21 protein-coding genes are annotated in these 23,139 nt (G+C 42.5%); 7 read left to right on the top strand and 14 right to left on the bottom strand.

From position 1 onward, the window contains the following. Nucleotides 1–10: 10 nt before the first annotated feature. The 3 genes from JCM16456_RS23090 to JCM16456_RS23080 are packed head-to-tail and all read right to left on the bottom strand — an operon-like array spanning nucleotide 11 to nucleotide 2,362. Entirely contained in the window at nucleotides 11–364 is a 354-nt protein-coding gene (locus tag JCM16456_RS23090; RefSeq protein ID WP_068718918.1) for a phasin family protein, read from the bottom strand. Nucleotides 365–404: 40 nt separating this feature from the next. Next, a complete protein-coding gene (locus JCM16456_RS23085) occupies nucleotides 405–1,610 on the bottom strand; it encodes an acetyl-CoA C-acetyltransferase (RefSeq protein WP_068718916.1) in 1,206 nt (401 codons plus the stop codon). 11 nt (nucleotides 1,611–1,621) lie between these two features. Beyond that, on the bottom strand, nucleotides 1,622–2,362 hold the full coding sequence (locus tag JCM16456_RS23080; protein WP_068718914.1) for an SDR family oxidoreductase: 741 nt from the start codon (nucleotides 2,360–2,362) through the stop codon (nucleotides 1,622–1,624). Nucleotides 2,363–3,523: 1,161 nt separating this feature from the next. Here JCM16456_RS23080 and JCM16456_RS23075 point away from each other — a divergent pair. Then, the gene (locus JCM16456_RS23075; RefSeq protein WP_068718912.1) at nucleotides 3,524–4,246 is read left to right on the top strand and encodes a sulfite exporter TauE/SafE family protein; all 723 of its coding nucleotides are present in this window, start codon (nucleotides 3,524–3,526) and stop codon (nucleotides 4,244–4,246) included. Nucleotides 4,247–4,389: 143 nt separating this feature from the next. On the opposite strand, the gene uxuA is transcribed toward JCM16456_RS23075, so the two are convergent. The 5 genes from uxuA to JCM16456_RS23050 form a co-directional block, all read right to left on the bottom strand. Next, nucleotides 4,390–5,445 carry a mannonate dehydratase gene (gene uxuA, locus JCM16456_RS23070; RefSeq protein ID WP_068718911.1) on the bottom strand — a complete coding sequence of 352 codons (1,056 nt, stop codon included), beginning with the start codon at nucleotides 5,443–5,445 and terminating at the stop codon, nucleotides 4,390–4,392. A gap of 10 nt (nucleotides 5,446–5,455) precedes the next feature. Continuing rightward, a complete protein-coding gene (locus JCM16456_RS23065) occupies nucleotides 5,456–6,955 on the bottom strand; it encodes a mannitol dehydrogenase family protein (protein WP_068718909.1) in 1,500 nt (499 codons plus the stop codon). A 102-nt stretch (nucleotides 6,956–7,057) separates the two neighbouring features. Then, nucleotides 7,058–8,020, bottom strand: coding sequence for a TRAP transporter substrate-binding protein (locus tag JCM16456_RS23060; protein ID WP_068718907.1), 963 nt, complete (start codon nucleotides 8,018–8,020; stop codon nucleotides 7,058–7,060). A 21-nt stretch (nucleotides 8,021–8,041) separates the two neighbouring features. Next, nucleotides 8,042–9,355, bottom strand: a complete 1,314-nt coding sequence (locus tag JCM16456_RS23055) for a TRAP transporter large permease (protein ID WP_231894486.1) — start codon at nucleotides 9,353–9,355, stop codon at nucleotides 8,042–8,044. A gap of 44 nt (nucleotides 9,356–9,399) precedes the next feature. Beyond that, nucleotides 9,400–9,933, bottom strand: coding sequence for a TRAP transporter small permease (locus tag JCM16456_RS23050; RefSeq protein WP_068718905.1), 534 nt, complete (start codon nucleotides 9,931–9,933; stop codon nucleotides 9,400–9,402). Nucleotides 9,934–10,310: 377 nt separating this feature from the next. On the opposite strand from JCM16456_RS23050, the gene uxaC reads away from it, so the two are divergent. Together uxaC and JCM16456_RS23040 are read left to right on the top strand one after the other, a co-directional pair. After that, entirely contained in the window at nucleotides 10,311–11,714 is a 1,404-nt protein-coding gene (gene uxaC, locus JCM16456_RS23045; protein WP_068718903.1) for a glucuronate isomerase, read from the top strand. Nucleotides 11,715–11,800: 86 nt separating this feature from the next. Continuing rightward, complete coding sequence (locus JCM16456_RS23040) at nucleotides 11,801–13,288, top strand: UxaA family hydrolase (RefSeq protein ID WP_156430635.1); 1,488 nt, start codon at nucleotides 11,801–11,803, stop codon at nucleotides 13,286–13,288. 108 nt (nucleotides 13,289–13,396) lie between these two features. Here JCM16456_RS23040 and JCM16456_RS23035 read toward each other — a convergent pair whose 3' ends face one another. From JCM16456_RS23035 to JCM16456_RS23020, 4 genes are all read right to left on the bottom strand, one after another. Continuing rightward, complete coding sequence (locus JCM16456_RS23035; RefSeq protein ID WP_068718901.1) at nucleotides 13,397–14,146, bottom strand: GntR family transcriptional regulator; 750 nt, start codon at nucleotides 14,144–14,146, stop codon at nucleotides 13,397–13,399. A 162-nt stretch (nucleotides 14,147–14,308) separates the two neighbouring features. Then, a complete protein-coding gene (locus JCM16456_RS23030) occupies nucleotides 14,309–14,839 on the bottom strand; it encodes an MltR family transcriptional regulator (RefSeq protein WP_068718899.1) in 531 nt (176 codons plus the stop codon). A 61-nt stretch (nucleotides 14,840–14,900) separates the two neighbouring features. Beyond that, nucleotides 14,901–16,046: a mannitol-1-phosphate 5-dehydrogenase gene (locus tag JCM16456_RS23025; protein WP_068718897.1), complete on the bottom strand. Its 1,146-nt coding sequence runs from the start codon at nucleotides 16,044–16,046 to the stop codon at nucleotides 14,901–14,903. A 95-nt stretch (nucleotides 16,047–16,141) separates the two neighbouring features. Further along, nucleotides 16,142–18,043, bottom strand: coding sequence for a PTS mannitol transporter subunit IICBA (locus tag JCM16456_RS23020; protein ID WP_068718895.1), 1,902 nt, complete (start codon nucleotides 18,041–18,043; stop codon nucleotides 16,142–16,144). 617 nt (nucleotides 18,044–18,660) lie between these two features. On the opposite strand from JCM16456_RS23020, the gene JCM16456_RS23015 reads away from it, so the two are divergent. Both JCM16456_RS23015 and JCM16456_RS23010 read left to right on the top strand, forming a co-directional pair. Next, a complete protein-coding gene (locus JCM16456_RS23015; RefSeq protein ID WP_068718893.1) occupies nucleotides 18,661–19,611 on the top strand; it encodes a M23 family metallopeptidase in 951 nt (316 codons plus the stop codon). A gap of 8 nt (nucleotides 19,612–19,619) precedes the next feature. Next, entirely contained in the window at nucleotides 19,620–19,958 is a 339-nt protein-coding gene (locus JCM16456_RS23010; protein ID WP_068718891.1) for a bactofilin family protein, read from the top strand. A 77-nt stretch (nucleotides 19,959–20,035) separates the two neighbouring features. Here JCM16456_RS23010 and nagB read toward each other — a convergent pair whose 3' ends face one another. Next, nucleotides 20,036–20,836 carry a glucosamine-6-phosphate deaminase gene (gene nagB / locus JCM16456_RS23005; protein WP_068718889.1) on the bottom strand — a complete coding sequence of 267 codons (801 nt, stop codon included), beginning with the start codon at nucleotides 20,834–20,836 and terminating at the stop codon, nucleotides 20,036–20,038. Between the two features lie 358 nt (nucleotides 20,837–21,194). Here nagB and JCM16456_RS23000 point away from each other — a divergent pair, with 358 nt between their 5' ends. Further along, nucleotides 21,195–21,446, top strand: coding sequence for a DUF3081 domain-containing protein (locus JCM16456_RS23000; RefSeq protein ID WP_068718886.1), 252 nt, complete (start codon nucleotides 21,195–21,197; stop codon nucleotides 21,444–21,446). A gap of 244 nt (nucleotides 21,447–21,690) precedes the next feature. On the opposite strand, the gene JCM16456_RS22995 is transcribed toward JCM16456_RS23000, so the two are convergent. Beyond that, nucleotides 21,691–22,050 (bottom strand): DUF413 domain-containing protein, encoded by a 360-nt coding sequence (locus JCM16456_RS22995; RefSeq protein ID WP_068719147.1) that lies wholly within the window; start codon nucleotides 22,048–22,050, stop codon nucleotides 21,691–21,693. Between the two features lie 150 nt (nucleotides 22,051–22,200). Between JCM16456_RS22995 and JCM16456_RS22990 the strand changes: the two genes are divergently transcribed. Beyond that, nucleotides 22,201–23,085 carry a LysR family transcriptional regulator gene (locus tag JCM16456_RS22990; RefSeq protein WP_068718884.1) on the top strand — a complete coding sequence of 295 codons (885 nt, stop codon included), beginning with the start codon at nucleotides 22,201–22,203 and terminating at the stop codon, nucleotides 23,083–23,085. Nucleotides 23,086–23,139 lie beyond the last annotated feature (54 nt).

Raw genomic sequence — 23,139 nt, 5'->3', positions numbered from 1 at the left:
TCTAAAACTGTTATTTAGTAGCAGGAGTCACTGTTTTGATATTTTCAGTAGTCAATTTATCAAAATCGTCTTTAAACTCTTTAGCAATGGCTTGGATTTTGTTGCTGTCTTCGATCAACTGTTTTGACAGTTCAGAGAATACAGCCAATTGTTCGCTGTTGAACTTAGTTAGAGATGTTACGTCTTTAACTTCACTGGCAGCTTTGACTTGGCTTAGGCCCATTTCGCTATAAGTTTTGATAGCGTTTAGTTGCATCTCTGTAAGAGTTTCAACGTTTTTAGCCATCAATTGGTTAAATTTAACAAAGGGTTCGAAACCTTTTTCTGCTTGATCAGTAAAAGTTTTAAAAAATTCGGTGTACATGGATATTCTCCTGATAGTGAATGATATAGTCCGTTAACTTTTAAATTGCTTTGACTACTACTGCTGTGCCCATTCCTCCTCCGACACAGAGCGAAGCCACACCATATTGATTTGAGCGCTTTTGCATCTCATAAATCAAACTCACCAAAATACGGTTACCTGAAGCTCCAAGCGGGTGACCCAGAGCAATAGCACCACCGTTGACATTGGCTTTGTCTAAGATGGCACTAGGTTGTACATCATGGATCTGTGCGAGCTGTTTCACCACACCTAACGCCTGAGCTGCAAAAGCTTCGTTGAGTTCAAACAGATCAATATCTGTAATCTTCAATTCTGCTTTTTCAAGTGCTTTGGTGACTGCACCAACGGGACCTAACCCCATAACTTTAGGGTCAACACCCGCCTGAGCATAGGCAACCACCTCAGCCAGAGGCGTTAAGTTGTAATCTTTAACGGCTTGTTCAGAAGCGAGGACGACAACGCTTGCGCCATCATTGATTCCTGAAGCATTACCTGCAGTAACAGTACCTTCCTTATCGAACGCTGGACGAAGACGAGCCAATGTTTCTGAAGAGGTATTGGCTTTTGGATATTCGTCGGTATCGAACAAAACAGTTTCACGGCGTACTTTGACTTCCACAGGAACGATTTCATCTTTAAAACGTCCCGCTTCAATCGCTGCAACCGCTTTGTTTTGACTTGCTGCGGCAAATGCGTCTTGTTCTTCGCGAGAAACTCCGACTTCTTTCGCTACATTCTCTGCGGTCACACCCATGTGGTATTGGTTAAACACATCAGTGAGGCCATCATTAATCATTAGGTCAGTTAATTGGGTATGGCCCATTTTATGACCATTACGGATACTCCCTGACACTGCATATGGAATAGCGGACATCACTTCGACACCGCCAGCTACAACGACCTTAGCATCGCCACTGCGGATATGAGAGATACCATCCATTACAGCTTTCATTCCGCTCCCACACACCATATTGATGCTGTAAGCAGGAACTGAAAATGGAATACCAGCGTTGATAGAAGCTTGGCGACCGACGTTCATGCCTTGTCCCGCTCCAACAACGTTACCCATAATGACTTCATCGATATGATCAACGTCAATATGAGCCGCTTCTACAGCAGCTTTGATAGGCACGGCGCCAAGTTCACCAGCTGGTACGTTTTTCAACGCACCACCAAAAGAGCCAAGAGCAGTACGTTTAGCTGCAACAATAAATACTTTTTCCATCCAACATCCCTCTAGTGCATGTACAAGCCGCCGTTAACAGACAAGGTTTCACCGGTGATGTATGCACCTGAATCGCTAACCAAGTAAGCAACTGCGTTGGCAATGTCTTCAGGAGTGGCAAGGCGTCGCATAGGAATTTGAGCTTTAATAGACTCAAGCACCTCTTCACGCATTTTGGCAACCATTGGTGTTGCGGTGTATCCAGGGGCAACTGCATTTACTGTTACGCCTGCTTTTGCGCCTTCTAGAGCAAGGGCTTTAGTAAAACCTATCATCCCTGCCTTGGCAGCAGAGTAGTTAGTTTGACCAAATTGACCTTTGATGCCGTTTACAGAGGTAATGTTGACGATACGACCATGACCTTGTTCAAGCATGGCTGGGAAAATAGGGTGAGTAACGTTGAATACGCTATTCAAGTTGGTATCAATAACAGCATGCCAATCATCAGCAGTCATTTTTTTAAATACCGCATCACGAGTGATACCAGCAGTGTTAACTAACACTTCAATACTGCCTTCTTCAGCAAGAAGTTTGGTGAGTTTTTCCTGACATTCGTCACCTTTGGTGACATCAAGTTCAAGTAGACGAATTTGGTCGTCAGAAAAACCACTTTCTTTTACCCATTCTACAGAGTGGTCGTACATTTGGTGGATATATGTAGCAACAACCTTGTAACCGTCATTGATCAATTGTTTTGTTATGGCAGATCCAATCCCGCCAGTTGCCCCTGTAATCAAAGCGACCTTTTTCATAAAAGACTCCATTCAAAGTGCATGGTATTCGCTATTATCCCTGTTCGTTAAGAAATAATGGTTAATCTATTTAACCATTATTTCTATAAATGAGGATAACGCGATTAATATCTTACATTCAACTTGTTTACATATTAAAGACAGTTGACTTTTTTAAAGTCATCTTATTGTTTTTGCGTTTTTTTAGCTAAAACACACATGTGAAAAGTTTAATACCAAAAATAGCATTTAGTTTTAAATCTTGATCGCACTCAAAGAACTATGAAAGGGATTTCCTAGTTTTTCAAGTTTTGCTAAAAAAAATCCAATGGCAAATATCGCCAAAAACAATATCACTTAAAAATGTATTTTGTCGTTATAACTATATGTTTATAGGTTATTTTTATAATTTGTTTGGGTTTTGATAAACGGAATGGCATTTTTCTATATACTTAATTCTCATAAAAAATGAATCTAAATATCATATAATAATAGTGAGTTCTCTATCACTAGGTAGGATAATGCATAGAATCGTAGAACACCGTTATAACAATTTATATATCAAAATAGAATAAAAGCACTAACTAATTTCTAGGTGATTGTCTCATTTCTGTTACTTATATTTATAGAAATATTATTTATGGATTATTTGTGGTTTTATTAGCGACCAATTTGGATGTGTTTATTTAAATAAATAACGAATCGTTTTATATTATTAGTCGAAAATTTTTTCATTAATTTACCTTGATTTAATTTAAATATAAGCTACCCATACTATTTATATTCCTTTATATTAAGAGAAGGTGGATTTGGTTAGTTGAATTTGGAATAATAGTGAATATTGTTAACATATAGATAACAAATGGTTTTAGTTAGTAAAATTGGGTAATGAGTAACTATGCAATTTTGCGTTCCAATTTTAGTTTCCCAATCGATTAGACAGTGATGTTGGATAAAAATTAAGCAAAAGCAGCAAGTTACCTGAACTAAACCGCGTTAATATCGTTCTTGTAAGGATGACTTGATCTGTTTGAAGGTGTTAAAAAACACTTTTTTTAATTTGATTATTAAGTGCTAGAACCCTTTATCATCATAGTGTGGCAAAGGGAATGCTGCTGCTATTGATAAATTTTTAGAAGCTGTTACGTTGCTAAATGTCTTCAATTTTTCAAGGCTAATCAAATGGATTATCTCAGTGGTACCACCTTGGTTTCTGCTCTACTCATTTTTATCGGTTCTTTCGTGCAAACTGCAATAGGGTTCGGTTTGGCGGTGGTTGCAGCTCCTTTGCTTTTCATCCTTTCTCCTGATTATGTGCCAGCACCTGTAACGTTAAGTGCTTTAGTTCTTTCTATTTTGAATGCGCTTAAACTGCGCAGCAGTATTTCAATTGGTGGGCTTAAAATGGCTTTATTAGGCCGCGTTCCCGGATCAATGGCAGGGGGTGTACTGCTTACATGGGTATCAGTTAAAGTCCTAGAGCTGTGGTTGGGTCTCTTAGTGTTGTTCGCTGTGTTGGTGAGTTTATTGCCTTTTCGATTGGAGCCGACACCAAGACGAATGGCCATCGCGGGTTTTTTCTCGGGCTTTTTTGGAACCAGCAGTGCCATTGGTGGGCCCCCGATGGCCTTGTTGCTTCAACATCAAGAGGCAAATAATTTGCGCGGTAATCTCGCCGCTTTTTTTGTGTTTAGTTCTATCATGTCACTGATAGTGCAAGGAGTAGCCGGCTTTTTCACATGGCACCACATTCTGATTTCCTTACCTTTGATGCCAGCGGTACTGCTGGGGTATCTATTGGCTATCAAGTTTACGCAAACGTGGCCTAAAGAAAAAATTCGCCGTTGTGCACTGTTTCTCTGCTTTTTAAGTGGATTAACCGCTTTAACGAAAGGATTGATGTAGCGCTCATCTTGGTTTAATTGAACGCCAATAGAGTGAGACCACAAAAGCGAAACTATAAAAAAAGCCAACCACCATGGCTGGCTTTGCCCCTAAGGGTTTCGAGGTAAGGTTAATATAGCGGGGCATCAAGAGTAACTCAGTATTTACGGTAAACTGTCCCATACCCCCAAGATATACATGATGCCTAAGGCTCGATCATAGAGACCATAACCTGGCCTTGCCCAGTTCTCTTCTCCCCAAATGTGCCGTCCGTGATCTGGGCGTACATAGCCCTGAAAATTATGTTTATGTAGAGTTTTGATCACTTTCACGGTATCGACTGAGCCATCACAGGCGCGATGGGAGGTTTCGATAAAATCGCCATTTTCAAAACGTTTTACATTACGAATATGGATAAAGTGGATACGGTCAGCAAAGGTATCGATGATATCAGGCAGGTCGTTATTGGCTGAGCCTAACGAGCCGGTACACAGGCTTAACCCGTTGTATGGACTATCGACCAGTTTTAAAAAGCGGTCGATGTTCTCTTTATTTGTGATGATGCGAGGCAAACCAAAGATAGGAAAAGCGGGGTCATCCGGATGTATCCCCATTTTGATGCCTACCTCTTCACAAACCGGAATTACTTGTTTAAGGAAGTAACCAAGATTGGCCCACAGATCTTCAGCAGTAAAGTTTTCATATTGCTTGAAGGTCTGTTTGAGTTTGGCCAAACGCTCTGGTTCCCAACCTGGCATTGTGACATCGACATTTTTTGCCAGTGTATCGATAAGCTCTAATGGGTTGATATTATCAATACGGCTTTTTTCAAAAAACAGCGCATTGGAACCGTCCGGTAATGGATGAAACAGCTCGGTGCGTGTCCAGTCAAAGACTGGCATAAAGTTGTAACAGACGACTTTAACTCCAGCTTTGGCTAAGCGACGCAACGTCTCTTTATAGTTATCGATATACATATCTCGACTGGGTAGACCCAGCTTGATGTCTTCATGCACGTTCACGCTTTCAACCACATCGATATTAAATCCCGCCGCTTCGATTAGCGTTTTTTCTTTGTTGATGCGCTCTTCACTCCAAAGTTCTCCAGCGGGCATATCGTGCAGTGACCAAACGATCCCTTCAACTCCGGGAATTTGCCTGATTTGGCCAAGAGTGACTTTGTCATTTCCTTCGCCATACCAGCGAAATGTCATATGCATGTTGATCTCCTCAGCAATGAGTAGCAAGTGACTGATGTTCTTGAACCCACTGGTAGACCGCTTGTTTTGCACCTACATTCATGATGACTTTGAGTGCTGCTGTTAATTGATCAATGAATTGAGGATGCTGTGCAAAGAAGGGATCAAACACTTTATTGATGGCGACGAAGGCTGGCACCAATTGCTCAGGAGTATTCTTATGCTGTTCCCAGACTTGAGCAAAGGTTTCTTTCAATGGGTCTTGAACGTCAATGGGTTGGTTTTGTTCATCGATACCGCTGACGTAACGAATCCATCCTGCAAGCGCGAGATAGAGGCCAGAAAGATCGATATTGTGCTCTAATCCATAACGCATGGTTTGTAAGAAGCGCTGAGGTACTTTTTGTGAACCATCCATTGCGATTTGCCAAGTCAGATGTTTTAGCGCTCGGTTTTCATAACGTTCAATTAATTGATTTTTGTAGTCATTTAGATCTACCCCTTGGATATGAACTGAAGGGGTAATCTCGTTATCCATCATGGCGCGAATAAAGGTTTTAAATTGCGGGTCAGCGATGGTTTCAGCAATCGTGCTATAGCCGGATAGGTAACCAAGATAGGCCATAGATGAGTGAGTACCATTAAGCAGTCGCAATTTCATCTTTTCAAATGGCAGCACGTTATCCGTGACTTGAATATTGGCAATGGATGTTGTTTCCCACAAGGGTCTTTCGTTAACAAATTTATCCTCAACAACCCATTGCAAGAACGGTTCGGTAACAACACAAGCATCATCTCGCACGCCAAGCGCGTCAGAGACACGATTAATGTCTTGCGCGGTTGTGCGTGGCACAATGCGGTCGACCATAGTGCATGGAAATTGAATATTATCTTTAATCCATTGATACAGTTCTGCATCACGCGCTTGGGCAAATTGCAACACGACTTTCTCCAATACATGGCCATTTTCTGGGAGATTATCGCAAGTCATAGGTGTAAATGGGCGAATGCCATGTAGGCGTCGGTAGTTCAACCCTTCGACTAGAAAACCGATGGCCGATTGTGGGTGAGTTGGGTCTTCCAAGTCATGTTTGATAAATGGGTGTTCTAAATCCAAGTCACCAGTGGCCGGGTTATGGCAGTAACCTTTTTCTGTCACGGTAAGAGAGACAATTTTTATTGCAGGGTCGCGTAAATAGGCAAAGACTTTATCAATTTCTCGGCTGGTTAGAATAGTTTCGACTGCTCCAACAATGTGGAGGTCCAATTGATCGTTGTATCCCACTCCGACAGAATAAAGATTATCTTGTTGAGCCATACTGTCTTGTAACTCGGTGTTACCCCAAGAGACACCTACAATTTTCCAGTTTCCCCCTTTTTCTTTCATGTAGGTATCGGTAATTAAAGCTTGATGTGCGCGGTGAAAAGCGCCATAGCCAAGGTGAACAATCCCCACTTTGGCAGAAAGCTCAGATGGAAAAGGACGCTGTGCAGCATTCGCTTGAGAGAGAGAAGATAAAGATAATTTCATAATAAAATGCTCAATCATTGAAGGTGATGGTGCTGATTGTTGGCAGCATCGACATGAGTTTTTAGTGGGTACTTAAAATAAGTAAGTACCCACTTACAAAAATTACTGGGCTTGAATATCGTCAAGCATGCCGACTAGGCTTGGGTTTTCCTTACGGAATTTGTCATAAACCGGTTTTACCGCGGCTTGGAATTTACTGATGTCGCTTTGCACAAAGGTAATGTGGTTAGCGGTCAGTGCTTTTTTCGATTTCTCTACGTAATTGTTCCAGTTAGTTTCTTGCTGTTTAACGGTTTCTTTAGCGACTTCACGAATTACTTTACGTTGTTCATCGGTGAGGGAATCCCATACGCTTGTGGAGACAACAAGTACGTCTGGCACCATGGTGTGTTTATCGTATGAGTACACTTTTTCTACTTCGTAGTGGCGAGAAGAGTAATAAGAAGGGATGTTGTTTTCTGCGCCATCAACCACACCTTGCTGCATTGCTGAGTAGAGTTCACCGTAAGGCAGTGGCACGGGGGTTCCACCGAGTGCTTTGATAGTGTCAATAGAGACAGAAGAATTTTGTACGCGGATTTTTAGACCTTTTAGATCGTCAGGCGTACGAATGGGTTTTGATGTATAGAAACTACGTGAGCCTGCATCTAAAAAGGCAAGACCGAGGAACCCAGAGTCTTTTGATGAGGCGAGAATTTTTTCGCCAATGGGGCCATCAAGAACTTGGTGATACTGAGTGTCACTTTTATAAAGATAAGGAAGTGACAGCAATTTGTAGTCGGGCGCAAATGAGGTCAATGGTGCAGCACTGACTTTGGTAAAGGCAATCGTACCATTTTGTACCATTTGCAGTAGGCCTGTTTCATTACCTAGTGTGCCATTAGGGTAAACTTTAACGCGTAAATGAGCGCGTTGTTTCACTTGTTGAGCAAACCAAGCAAGTGACGCGTGTACTGGGTGCTCTGTAGGCAGTTCATGAGCTAATTTTAATGTGGCAGCTTGGACATTCACTGCCACTAGAGCAGAAGCTGCACAGGTAAGAATGAGTTGGTTCAGTCGTTTCATTGTAGGGTCCTGTTATTGTTGTTAATGTTGGTATCCGGCTAGGGTTGGTAACCATAGGGATAGTGAAGGGAATAAGGTAATTATCCCGAGAGTGATGATCATGATGGCAAACAGAGGTACCAGTTTAGGGACGACTTGGCCCAGTTTAGAGTTGGAGACACTACAGCCAACAAAGAGTGCTGTACCAACGGGTGGAGTACAGATACCAATACACAGGTTGAACACAAGGATAATGCCAAAGTGAATCGGGTCGATGCCAAGTTGGGTAGCTATTGGCAAAAAGATCGGGGTAAAAATCAGTACTGCTGGGGTCATATCCATAAAGGTGCCGACCACCAATAGAATGATATTCATGAGCAAAATCACCACAATCGGATTGGTGGAGGTTTGCATAACAAAATCGGAAATGAACGTTGGGATGTCGGCGTTAGCCATTGCCCATGACATGGCTGAAGAGGTGGCCACCATCAATAGGACGATAGAGGTCGTCACGACACTTTCGATTAACACAGGGAACATGTCTTTGAGTTTCAGTTCGCGATAGAACACGCCTAAAATTAAGGCATAAACCACAGCAATAGCAGATGCTTCGGTTGCGGTGAAAATCCCCGCTAATATCCCGCCCATAATAATGATGACTAAAGTAAGGCTTGGGATCGCATCCCAAACGACTTTACTCGTTTTTTCCGAAACCACGATTTTTTCTTGAGGGATGTGGTAGCGTTTACCGAGTAAAAAGATCCCTGTCATGATGCCAAGCCCCATCAAAATTCCAGGAATATAACCTGCGATAAAGAGGTACTGCACCGAAGTGCTACTCACTAACGCAAATAAGATCAGAATGTTAGAGGGTGGAATAAGCAGCCCTGATGGGCAAGATGCCACATTGACCGCGGTGGAGAAATCAATCGGGTATTTTTGTTTTTCTTGTAGTGGTTTCATGATGCCGCCTACCGCCGCTGCTGAAGCAGTAGCAGAGCCGGACAATGATCCAAACAACATGTTCGCAATGACGTTAACGTGAGCAAGAGAACCGGGCAATCTTCCGCCGAACAACATAGCGAAGTTGATTAAACGGCTAGCGAGCCCGCCGCGATTCATGAGGTTGCCTGCCACGATAAAAAAGGGCAATGCCAGTAGCCCAAAGTTATCTAACCCGTTAGCGAGTTTTTGGGATACGAGGAGCGTGGCTTTATCAATAGGGAAATCGATAAATACCGTGAGTAGAGCTGCGATACCGATAGAAAATGCTATTGGTACACCCACAAGTAGCAAAACCCCCAAAGTGCAGAACAGGACTACTACGGGCATCAGGTCATAAAAGGCATCTGGCATACTGAGTAGAAAGTGCTGAGAGAACAGCAAGTCAAGAAGCGTCATTATAATTGTCCCTCTAATGAGCTTGGGTTGGATTTTTGAGTGAGTTTTTGTAGTGCTTGGATGATGTCAATCAAGCCAAAGTAGCCGATAAGAACTCCGGCGATAGGCACCACTAAATAGACATAACCAATCAGTAAGTGATGGCCACCAATCACGATCCCCGGTGATATTTGACCATGTTTGAGGGTGCTGGAGACTAAATCTGACCCCCCGTAAATAAAGGCTATGGACGAGAAAGCGATAATGATGAGGTTAGTGACCACACTCAGTACGCATATACCGCGCTCAGATAATTTGGCTGCAAGAAGCTCTAAAGCCAGATGGCGTTTAATCACAAAAGTGTAGGCGCCACCAAGGATCCCAATCCAAATAAGTAGGTATCGTGATAGCTCATCAGTGAATCCCGATGGATCTTGCAATACAAAACGAGTGAAAACTTGCCAAACGACCGCGATGATCATGACGATCATAAAGAGGGTTAGCACCAGTTGTAACACGCGACTTATTAAATCGTTCATTGCTCGGATAAACATTTCTTCATCTCTTCGTGTAATCAAATTCAGTTGTTATCCTTTGACCTTACTCAGTACATCCAAGCAAACATGGGTATTTCACAAACGTCAAAGGCACGAATTAGGTTAATTTTATAATTGGTATACCTCGTGGTCTGTTAGATTATATTTGGTATAACATTAGAAATGAGCTAATGATCAAAAAATGAACCATTTAATGAAAAGGTGTTTTAAAATTTGACAAAGATAACAACTTAACAAATATATTGAGCTATAAGGGAGTGAAAATAACCTAATTATTCAATTTGTAATGGTGATCTCAGAAATAAACCGTAACGGATTTACTGTACCAATATGACATTTACCCAAATATTGGTATAACAAGTTAGGTTTTAATTATGGCCACTTTTCTATCTGAAGATTTCTTATTACATTCTGAGCTTGCTCGTCGTCTCTATCATGATGTGGCAGCTGATTTACCTATCATCGATTTTCACTGTCACTTGCCCCCACAGCAGGTGGCCGATAACTACCAGTTCACTAACTTGACCGACATCTGGTTACGAGGCGATCACTACAAATGGCGCGCGATGCGCAGTAATGGAGTAGATGAACGTTTTTGTACTGGTGATGCGACTGACAAAGAAAAATTTATGGCGTTTGCCGCAACTGTCCCTCACACCATTGGCAACCCTATTTACCACTGGAGTCATTTAGAGTTACGTCGTCCGTTTGGCTTAAGCAACATCATTGTTAACGAAGCCAGTGCAGAAAACATTTGGAATCAATGCAATGAAATGCTGGCAACCGAGGATTTTCGTGCTCGCCGGATCATGGAAAAAATGAATGTGGAAATGGTTGGCACCACAGATGACCCGATTGATAACTTAACCGCACATAAGCAGGTTGCTGACGATCCTTCTTTTGCGATCCAAATGCGTCCAAGTTGGCGCCCTGATAAAGCCTTTAATATTCATCTCGCCGGATTTGTTGATTACATTCATCGTTTAGAAGCCGTTGCCGATGTCTCGATTAGTCGTTTTAGCGATGTATGCCAAGCTCTAAAAAACCGATTGGACCATTTCCAAGCTCATGGCTGCTGTGTATCTGACCATGCGCTCGATACCGTGGTGTATGAAGAAGCAACCGAGCAAGAACTGGATGCGATTTTGAGCCAACGGCTTGGTGGTAATGAAATCACCCCGCATCAAGCGGCACAATTTAAAACCGCCGTATTGGTCTTTCTAGGGCGTGAATACGCGAAACGTGAATGGGTGCAGCAATACCACATTGGCGCGCTGCGTAATAATAATTCGCGGATGTTGACCTTACTTGGCCCCGACACTGGATTTGATTCCATTAATGATGATCTAGTAGCCGCGCCTTTAGCTAAGCTTCTGGATGCGTTGGACAAAGACGACGCATTACCTAAAACCATTCTTTACTGCTTGAACCCAAGAGATAACGAAGTGATTGGTACTATGTGTGGCAACTTCCAAGGTGGCGGTGTACCGGGGAAAATCCAGTTCGGTTCTGGCTGGTGGTTCAACGACCAGAAAGATGGCATGGTGCGCCAAATGACCCAACTGGCTCAATTGGGGTTACTCAGTCGCTTTGTCGGTATGTTGACTGATAGCCGTAGCTTTATGTCTTATACCCGTCATGAATATTTTCGCCGCATTTTGTGTCAGATGCTTGCATCTTGGGTTGAGCAAGGTGAAGCACCTAACGACTTCCCATTGTTAAGCCAGATGGTTCGCGGTATCTGTTATCAAAATGCCAAACACTATTTCGGCGTATAGCACGCTTTGATCAAACCATTGCCCAAAGCGAGTGTAGGCGTTTTGGGCAAGGCTCTCTTCTATCCTTTAAATCCAAGGAGACGGCGGTGAATCGCTTGATGCAAATCCACCCTGAAGACAATGTCTTGGTCACTCTCAGTCCGCTTCAGGCCGGAGAAGTAGTGACTTTTTCACAATACTCTTTTCATATTACTGAAGACATTCCGCAAGCGCATAAAGTGGCTCTTAACCCATTGAGTGTTGGGGATATTATATATAAATATGGTGCACCGATAGGCCATGTTATCGAACCGATAGCTGCGGGTGGGCATGTAGATCACCACAATATTAAGACCAATCTCAGTAGCACCAGCGATTATGAGTATCAGCCGCATTTTCCCCCGCTAGGTGCGGTGATGGCGAATCGAGAAGTACAACTTTATCGCCGTTCTAATGGTGAGGTTGGTATACGAAACGAACTTTGGATCATTCCGACCGTTGGTTGTGTTAATGCTATTGCTAATAAGATGAAACGGGATATTGAAAGGGAGCTGCCAAAAGGAGCGATTGATGGTGTACATGTGTTTACCCATCAATTTGGCTGTTCACAACTGGGCGAGGATCACATCAATACCCGCACGTTGTTACAGAACTTGGTTAAGCATCCAAATGCGGGAGGGGTTTTGGTCGTCGGGCTTGGGTGTGAGAATAATCAGATTTCCGTATTTGAAGAGACGCTGGGTGAACTAGACAAGAGCCGAGTTAAGTTTATGGTGTGTCAACACCACGATGATGAGGTGGAATATGGTGTGCAATTACTGCGTGATATTGTCAGTGAAATGCAACAAGATAAGCGCCAACCTGGCTGGTTAAGTGAGGTTCGATTTGGCCTTGAGTGTGGAGGATCTGATGGTTTTTCTGGAATTACGGCTAATCCGTTATTAGGGCGTTTTTCTGATTATGTGATTGCCCATGATGGCACCTCAGTTCTGACCGAAGTGCCAGAAATGTTTGGCGCAGAACATCTTTTGATGCAACGTTGTCAAGATGAAGACACCTTTGCTAAAACCGTCACTATGATTAACGACTTCAAACGTTACTTCATTGACCACAACCAGCCAATTTACGAAAACCCTTCACCAGGCAATAAGGCGGGAGGCATCTCGACCTTAGAGGAAAAATCACTAGGATGTACACAAAAAGCGGGCCAAAGCCCGGTGATGAATGTATTGCGTTATGGTGAACGCTTAACTAAACCCGGTTTAAGTTTGTTAAGTGCGCCTGGAAACGATGCCATTGCCACTTCAGCCCTCGCCAGTGCCGGTTGCCATATTGTGCTGTTTTCTACTGGACGAGGCACACCTTATGGTGGGCCAGTTCCCACGATGAAAATTGCGACTAATACTGGGCTAGCACAACGAAAACCCCACTGGATCGATTTTAATGCGGGGCTGATTGCCGCAGGAGAGCCTTTGGAGTCGATATTGACTACGTTTATTGACCGAGTTGTCGAGGTGGTGAATGGTGAGTCTACGTGCAATGAACAGAATGATTTCCGTGAGATTGCGGTATTTAAAAGTGGTGTGACGTTATAGCTTACGAGAGCTAAGCAAGAAGGTAGTATGAACAAGAGGCTCGTTTTTGCGAGCCTTTCTATTGTGTTTGTTGATACTTTGAATGGAGGATCCATTCATTGATGAAGGTTAGGAAAATTGCACTTGTGGGCTTTCGGCAAACAGAAAACGGTCGTAGTCGTCGCTCGAAGCGTCAAATAGCATTTGTTTGGTGTTTTCTATATGTTGCCAAACCGCTTGTTTTGCTGCATTACCATCGCGTTTTATCAGCGCTTCAACAATGGCTTCATGGTCTTGATACCAACTGCGAATTTGGTCGTCTTTGATGTGCTCGTGCAGTTTTTTCCAGTAAGGGTTATCTTCGCGGTGACGACAGAGCATTTCGGCGACATCTACGATGGCAGAGTTTTGTGTACAGCGGGCTAATTGGATGTGAAACTCACTGTCCCAGTATGAGTCTCGACTGTGATCATCGTGTTTGGCTTGCTCTTGAATTTTCATTAACGCAACGAGATCTTGTTTTGACGCCTGTAATGCGGCAAATTCGGCGATGTTACTTTCGAAAAGTTGCCTTGCTTGTAGGAGTTCAAACGGCCCATAGTTACGAATGTCGATGGCATCAGGGGTGTCCCTAAGCTCTGATTCAGCATGATTGCCTTCACTACTGATAACGCGTATACCAGAGCCTTTACGCACCTCTATAAAGCCTTCTACCTCAAGCATGATCATTGCTTCGCGTACCACGGTCCGACTAACGTCGAGCTGTTCTGCTAAGATGCGTTCTGCTGGCAGCATGTCATTGACTTTATAGCGTCCTGCGCGGATCTCTTGTTTAAAACGTGTCGCAATGCGTTGATAAAGTTTTACCGTCGATTCCATAGGTATTGCACCAAATCTGTTATACCAATGGTTTTCATATTAAAACGAATTACGGTGAGGTAAAGAAGAAATTTGAGAAAGTGGTGGAGTATTCGCAAAGAGATGAAAAAAACAGCAACAAACTCAATGAGTTTGGCTGCTGGTATGGGAATGTCGTTCTGTTTAAAAAGGGCTATCTATGTTCAAAGCGTTGCAAATTTCGATGACCGCCAAAGAGAGGCTTGACTTTATCATTTGCTGACGGCGTTGAAGTTGTAATTGATAAAACTCAACATCCATTTCCACATCACTTTCAATCAGCTCAAAAGTGGGCAAGCCCAGCTTTTGAATCGAATAGAATGATTGAATGACATTCATTACTTTGGTGTCTGTGAATTCATGCTCAGAGCCATCGGCATTCAACGAGTTTTTCAATTTTATAATTTTTTCAATATCTTGAAAGACCTTATCTGACACTACGCCTAAGCCAAATAACAGCTTTAAGCGAACTTGAATATCGCCAAGTGGGCCGGAGTCATGCAGGAGCGGGCCAACTACTGATTGAACAGCAAAGTTATCTTTAAGGAAAATACGCTCCATGAGTGCGTCTACAGATTGTGTCAACACATCGACAGCAGTTATAAAAAAGCCCCTGACTGACGGTGCAAGATTCAGTTTTTCAAGAATTTCTGATTCGTTAATTTGTTCTACCATTTACGGATCTAGTTATCGTTATATTAGAGAGGGCACTACGTGCCCCCTTAAGCCATGCTAATTAAAGCTGATTGTATTTTGTTTCAATCGTTTTTACTTCTGGGCTGTTGACGTCCAGCCCTGTGTATTTTGCAAGTGTTTTAGCAACGCCTACCGATTGAATAGATTCTTGCAATTCAACGGCTTGTGGATCGCCTACATTGGTATATTTTAATGCCGCTGCAATACCAGAAAGTAATGTATCATTTTCAGTACCATACTCAATAGTACCTAATAATGGTTTGATGAGTCGGTCATTTACCCCCAATTTACGTAACGGTTGACGGCCAACGCGGTCAACTTCATCAATTAAATATGGGTTAGCAAAGCGGCCTAATATTTTTTCGATGTAGGCAGCATGTGCATTACGGTCAAATTGATAACGACGAATAAGAACTTCGCCACTTTCTTGCATTGTTTGCTTAACTTGTGCACGAATAGTATCATTTTCAATAGCTTCACGGATAGTTCTAAATCCGTTTAAGCAGCCGAGATAAGCGGTAACACAGTGACCCGTATTGAGAGTAAATAATTTGCGCTCTACAAAGGCCATTAAGTTATCGGTTTTTTCCATTCCTGCAATGTCAGGTATCTCGCCTTTAAATTGAGTTTGGTCGACAATCCATTCGCTAAAACTTTCTACAGTCACATCAAGAATATTATCAGATGGCTCCGCTGGTGGGACAATGCGATCGACTGCAGAATCAACAAAACCAACGAGTTCATTAGATTTTTGTTGAGCTGATGAATCTAAGTATTTGAGTACTTCTTCTTTTAGATGAGAAGTACCGCGTACCATATTTTCACAAGCGATGATATTTAAAAATTGAGTATTTCCATTAGCAAAACGTGTTTCTAAACCTTTTGCGATGGTTTTAGCAATAATATCTAAAACGTTTGGACCAACGGCGGTCGTAATAAGATCCGTGCGGGCAATCTCAGCGATAATATCGTCACCAATTGAGCTAATCGCCGTCACATTCGTTACAGTTTGAATATCACAGCTTTCGCCAACCACTTTTACTTGATATTGGTTATCTTCACGCAGTTTATTCACTACTTCTTCGTTTACATCGGCAAAAGTGACGTGAATGCCTGCATCCGCCAGCAATTTACCAATAAAGCCGCGACCGATATTACCTGCACCAAAATGAATTGCATTACTCATAACTACTACCTACCTAAAATTTTAATAAAATCTGGGTGGGGTCAGTCATGGGGGGAGACTGACCCTAGAAATAACGACTCAGGAGAGCGAAGAAATTAAGCGGCTTGGCTGCCGGCTAAGATCGCTAGCACTTCGTTGACATTGGTAGTTGAAGTCAGTTTACGCACTGCTTCATCGTCATCGAGGGCATTAGTGATCATGGTAATGACTTGAATGTGTTCATCATTCTTCGCCGCGATACCGATCACGAGTTTGGCAACGTCATCTTCGTCTTCAGTAAATTGCACGCCCGCCGGATATTGGCAGATAACAATGCCTGTTTGGATAACGCTTTCTTTCGCTTCAATGGTGCCGTGTGGTACGGCTATCGATTCACCTAGGTAAGTTGAAACCATTTTTTCACGTTCGAACATGGCATCAACATAGGAGGGTAGGACGTAACCCAGTTCGACCAGTTTGTTGCCTGCAAAGCGGATGGCTTCTTCTTTGGATTCAGCCGATAGCCCGAGGAACACGTTCTTGTTTTCGATTTGGAATACAGGTGCTTGTTGAACATTAGCGGGAGCCGTATGCGGTGCAGTAGTAGAATCGTTATTCTTTGTTAACTCATTTACTAGGTTGTTATACAACGCGCCATCTAAGAAGTTGGTTAATGAAATATGCAGAGCTTGCGGTGCGTGGTTACGAGCTCGTGCCGTTAAGTCTTTGTGTGTAATAACGATATCAACATCGTTAGGTAAGTTATTAATAGCAAGGTTCGTCACGCTAATATCTAAGTTAGCTTCTTGTACCTTCTTACGCAGCATACTTGCGCCCATAGCACTAGAGCCCATGCCCGCATCACATGCAACGATGATTTTGCTTACTTTTCCAAGCTCTGCAAGGCTTTGTGCTGCAGGTGCAGTTTGGCCTTTTGAAGACGCTTTCATGTCCTTCATTTGTGAACTGGCTTTTTCTAGTTCATCTTCTTCAGACGTCTGCTTTGATGTCTTCATGAGAATAGACGCCACCACGAATGACACGATTGTTGCAGCGACAACTGAAGAGAGCACTCCGACAACAGAGGCTTTTGGCGTCATCAGTAATACAGCAAAGATAGAGCCTGGAGAAGCAGGAGAGACCAGCCCTGCATGGAACATAGTTAGCGTAAATACACCGGTAATACCACCAGCCATTGCTGCAAGAATCAGGCGTGGGTTCATCAGAATATATGGGAAGTAGATTTCGTGGATACCACCAAAGAAATGGATGATGGATGCGCCACCAGCTGTTTGACGAGCCGTACCTTTACCAAACACCATGTAAGCCAACAAAATGCCTAGACCAGGACCTGGGTTTGCTTCAATCAAGAAGAAGATAGATTCACCCACCTCTTTCGATTGTTGAATACCAAGTGGAGTGAAGATACCGTGGTTAATGGCGTTGTTTAGGAACAACACTTTCGCAGGTTCAACGAAGATCGAAGTCAAAGGCAGTAAGTTAGCACTTACTAGGAAATCAACGCCTGATGCCAATGCCGTTGAAAGGGTTTTTACAAATGGTCCAATCAACATAAAGGCGATTAGGGCACAAATCATGCCAATGATGCCGGCTGAGAAGTTGTTAACCAACATTTCAAAACCGCTTTTGATTTTACCATCAACGCGTTTATCAAATGACTTAATTGCCCAGCCACCGAAAGGTCCGACAATCATTGCGCCCAAAAACATAGGGATGTCTGAACCGACGATCACACCCATTGTAGTGATAGCACCCACAACAGCACCACGTTCACCACCTATGAGTTTACCACCAGTGTATCCAATCAAAAGAGGTAACAAATAGGTGATCATTGGACCAACAAGAGCGGCTAGTTTTTCATTTGGTATCCAACCTGTTGGAATAAAAAGCGCAGTGATAATACCCCACGCGATAAAGGCGCCGATGTTCGGCATGACCATGTTTGATAAGAAGCGGCCAAAATTCTGTATCTTGACCTTAGCATCTGGTGATATCATAAGATTTCCCCGTTCGATATTCCGATGAATAATTGTTGTTGTAACGGTCCTGAGAAAACCGTTGATTGCTTAGTACCCAGTCAATTTACCACATCATTTAGACATTGGATCTCGAACGGGTATTTTGTGATCCTCATCATTATTTCCCAGCCTTATAGTAATTTGTTCGTGATCTCTATCATTATTATCGTATGTAGTTTTTATACAAATTAGTTATTTATTTTCTTGCAAACACTTTGTAATGATTGATGTCACAATTTAAATAAATTACACCAATAAAATTTAGTGATTTAAATCACATTATTATCGTGTAGATTTTAATGAAAATTTATATAAGTGATCACTATCACTAGAGATGAAAAATTTTAGTAAACAAAATAATTAAGCAATTACTCTAATTCGATATTTGTAATTTTGATACGAAACTGCAAGAAAATATGTCTCAATAACTCTTCGGTATTACTCTTTTTTTTGGACATACAGTTTCACATAATACCAATTGATGAATTGCTTAATTTAAATTTTGATAACTGTGACAAGATCACAGTAAAAAGTTTTGTTGTTGACAGAACCCTGATAAAATTCTGACAAAGTTGCAAATAAATGCTGATGTATAGATGAAAGAAAACCTTGTGATATCGGTTTCATCCATAAGCGGAACTCGGCATTTTCAGCTTGGAAAATGGTATCGACATTGTTTGAAAGGTTTTGGGTATCTTGCGTTAGTAGGAGTACTGACCGCGGGGAGTGTTATTTACTACCTCGTTAATGAAGTCGACTTTGCCAAGCTGAAACAAAGAGAGTTGGAAAACCGATCTATGTCTCTCAATGAGGAAGTATCTTCATTGCAAGAGCTTCGAGATTCTTTGCAAAGTGATTTGTTGGAACGAGAAGAGAAAATGCAAACGGTATCTGACCGCCTAGGGGATCTAGAGAAGGTTCTTGGGGTTGAGGATGATGCGAATGAAAAAATCGAGTCTCGCCTCGATACCGCGGCCATAACCTCATCGGTTAGGGTTGTGATGCTAAATCAAATTCCGAATGGTAAGCCCGTTAAAGAAGGGCGAATTTCTTCCGGATATGGTAAGCGCGTTCACCCTGTAACAGGAAAAGTGAAGTTTCACCGGGGACAGGATTTTGCGGTTAATGTGGGCACGGCGATTTATGCTCCTGCAGATGGTGTTGTTGAAGTGACTCGTCCTAGTAATCAAGGTTCGGGAAACTATTTGCGTTTACAGCATTCGTTTGGCTTTACCAGTTCATATTCACATATGAGCAAGTTTAAAGTTCGCATGGGCGATTTCGTCCAGAAAGGAGACTTAATTGGGTATTCTGGAAATACTGGTCTTACATCTGGTCCCCATTTGCATTATGAAATCCGCTTTGTCGGGCGATCATTGGATCCTAAACCATTCGTTGACTGGGGTCTGAATGATTTTGATACAATTTTTACTAAGATAAGAGGTGTCCGATGGGAATCTTTAGTAAGCAAAGTCGAGCAACGAGTCAGCGCTCAGTTACAACTCTCATCGCAGAAGGCTGTTCAATTAGTGGACAATTCAAAGTAGAGAATAACATGCAGGTTGACGGTGATATTGATGGTCAGGTGCATGTGGATAAAACTCTAGTGATAAGTGAAAGTGGCACTGCCAATGGTGAGCTGTATGCTGAGCACATCATTGTTAATGGGTCGTTTGAAGGCACATGTTACGCCGCTAAGATTGAAATCCTAAGTAAAGGGCGTGTTAATGGCACTATTTACAGTGATGATTTGAGTATCGAGCAGGGGGGGCGGTTTAACGGGATTACTTACCCGGCGCCAGAACAGCAAGTAGTCGATTTTAAAGACGTGAAAGAAAGTGCTGAAAAGAAAACGCCACCTGTTGAAAAGAAAGCGGCTTCCACAGAAAATTAACTTGTTATGAAGCAGAGAAAAGGGTCGTTGTTACGACCCTTTTTGCATTTATACCCAAATGACCTCAAGATACTGTTTTAGTAACCTTGCATATTCACTGACTCAAGCTCAGTGAAGTATTTAACCGTTTTAACTTTCAATTCTTGTGTGGCTGGTTCATCACAAACAATAACGGCTTTAGGATGAAGCTGTAACGCAGATACGGTCCACAAGTGGTTTACTGCCCCCTCTACAGCAGCTTGTAGCGCAAGCGCTTTGTTGTGGCCGATGACAAGCGTTAATACCTCTTCTGCATCTAGCAAGGTTCCCACACCGATAGTCAACGCGTATTTAGGCACCTGACAAACATCACCACCAAAGAAACGCGAATTAGCAATACGAGTGTCTTCTGTTAGCGTTTTAATTCGAGTGCGAGAGGCCAATGAAGAAGCTGGTTCATTAAATGCGATATGACCATCGGTACCGACACCTCCCATAAAGAGATGAATTTTGCCGTACGATTTTATCTTTGCTTCGTAGCGAGCGCACTCTTGATCGTGATTATCCGTATTGCCATTAAGCAAATTAATATTTTGCTCTTGAATGTCAACGAGATCAAAAAAGTGTTGATACATAAAAGAACGATATGACTCAGGATGTTCTGCTGGTAGGCCAACGTATTCATCCATGTTGAATGTCACAACGTGTTTAAAACTCACTTTACCATCGTTGAAACGCTCTACTAAGGCTTTGTAGGTAGTAAGCGGAGTGCCACCAGTGGGTAAGCCTAGTACAAATGGTCGGTCTGCTGTTGGTTTGAATGCATTGATTCGTTTCACAATGTGGTCTGCAGCCCATTGCCCAACTTGCTCTGCTGTTTTTAAAGGAATCAGTCTCATGGAAATCACCACTAGGTCATGTTCAATATTTCATTAATTCGCATTATAAAATAAGTGATTTTTATTAGCCAGTTTTTATCCAATATTGTGTGGGTTAAATTGATTGTTTTAGTTTTTTTGCTGAAAACCCTATCGTTTTACTAGCTATTAATTTTTTTTAAGAAAAAAGTAATTTTGACCTGTTACGCGTTCTTAATACAGGCTTGTTACATACTTATAGCAACCAATCTGAGGTGATGATTGAACGGTATCATTAAGTTTAGCAAGTGTTAGGTCAGCGAGAGATTCCGACGATTGTCTAACACTTAACATGAATCCATTCGACACCCATTGGACTATGACTAGAGGAGCATCGGTTATGAAAAATGAATTGGACTCCAGCAAAGTGCTGCACGCGTATGAAAATGTCATGCTGCATGGTGAGCCAACAGAAAATGGCAAGATGTATCAAGGTATTGAAGCGTATTCAGATTACGATGGTTATAACGTTTATATGCGTGGTAACGGTGTTGAGCTGCGTATGGGGTTTCACAATATTTACCATTTAGATTATGACCAAGAACATCTAAAAGAGAGTTTCTTGAAAAAACTAGAGAATCTGGCGAAGTAGTCCGCGGCTAATAATGTGACGCAAAATAAAGCCCCGCCTGAGGTATCTTGCTGTGGGGCTTTAGGAGAAAGATAGATTTTGTGGTTAGAAGAATCACCTTCTTCTATTGCGTAATAAGAACAAAGCGTACTGTACCCAAATGACTTCAAGACGCAGAATTCAGATCTTGATCAAAGAGCACTGGTCATTGGCACCTGCGCAAATGGGCATTCACTAAGGGAATGCCCATCACTTAATGCGAGCATTAATCTTCTTCGGTTAGAGTAGGCTCGTCTTCAGAGTAGTCTTCTGATGCATCAGGACGACTGCGTCCATTAAGAGTGTGAAAGCGCTTACGGCCGCGAGCTAGGCGAACGTATTTCATCCACACTTTTTCGATTTTAGTTTCTGCTAAATCTGGATTGCTAACCACTTGCATAAAGTGTTGCTCTTCTGAGTTTGTTGGTGCGAGTACACCAGACTCTAGACCAACTAGCGTCTCCCCATAAAGCATTAGGATATTTTCTTCTGCTAAGGTAAAGTCACCAGATTTCGCAAACCCGCGTGGGAATTTTTTATTATCGTAAAAACGTTTTTTTCCTTGACGAAATTCAGTCTCAGACATGTCGACCTCGTGTAAGTAGGTGCTACCACCGTGTAGCCATTGATTACGGCGAAAGTTAGGCGTAAATTTATCAAAAGAAAAACAAAACTTTTTTATCGTGACAATTAACATTAGCTATTAATATTTAAGGGTAATTTTTGAGGGTTCACTATGGACGTAAAAGTATTTCGTACGTTTCTTGAGTTGGCCAAAGTCCGACATTTTGGGCGTGCGGCTGAGAATCTTTATCTTACCCAAGCAGCGGTAAGCGCACGGATTAAACAGTTAGAAAGTTATTTTGATGCACAGCTGTTCACCCGTGATCGAAATAACATCAAATTAACTTCTGCTGGTGAGCGTCTGATCAACTATGCAGAGATCATGGTGGCGACATTACAGCAAGCAAAATACGATCTCTCTTTGGAAGGCGGTAAAGCGCTTCAGTTAACGTTAGGAGGTACGCCTAATATCTGGGATGCCTACTTACAAAACTGTTTGAGTGTGGTCACTGATGCATTTGATGGCTACGGGTTTATGGCTGAAGTGATGGGGCGTGAGCAATTGAACCGTCAGTTGCTAGAAAGAACTCTAGACATGGCGTTTGCATTTGATCCAATTAAAGCCGAAGAGTTGCAATGTAAAAAAGTCGCGGATACTGTCTTGGTGTTGGTGTCCACTCACCCCGACACGATTGATACGGTGTTTGAACGCCGTTATGTGTACGTTGATTGGGGAGCTCGCTTTGCTTCGGAGCATGGTGAACGACACCCCAAGGCGCCAGCCCCATTTCTGCGCACTTCAACGGCGCGTATAGCGCTTGATTTTATCTTGGAGAAGGGTGGTAGTGCCTACCTTCCTGCTTCTGTTGTTGAGCCGTTTATAAAGGCTAATCAGCTCTATCGAGTGGAAGGGGTAGAAGATTGGTATCGGCCTGTGTATCTTAGTTACCGCAAGAACAGCTCATCGATTAATGCCATCACTCAGGTAGAAGATTTAGTGAAACATATCGATCCATTAACTGGTTATAGTTTAACGCGTGCCGGTGAGGCGATGTGATAAAGCATCGTTTTGTGTCTGATAATACTGTTTTAAAAACGAAAAGGGCGAAGT

The sequence above is a fragment of the Vibrio tritonius genome (assembly GCF_001547935.1).
GTDB lineage: Bacteria > Pseudomonadota > Gammaproteobacteria > Enterobacterales > Vibrionaceae > Vibrio > Vibrio tritonius.
This window is presented reverse-complemented; position numbering and strand designations above follow the sequence as displayed.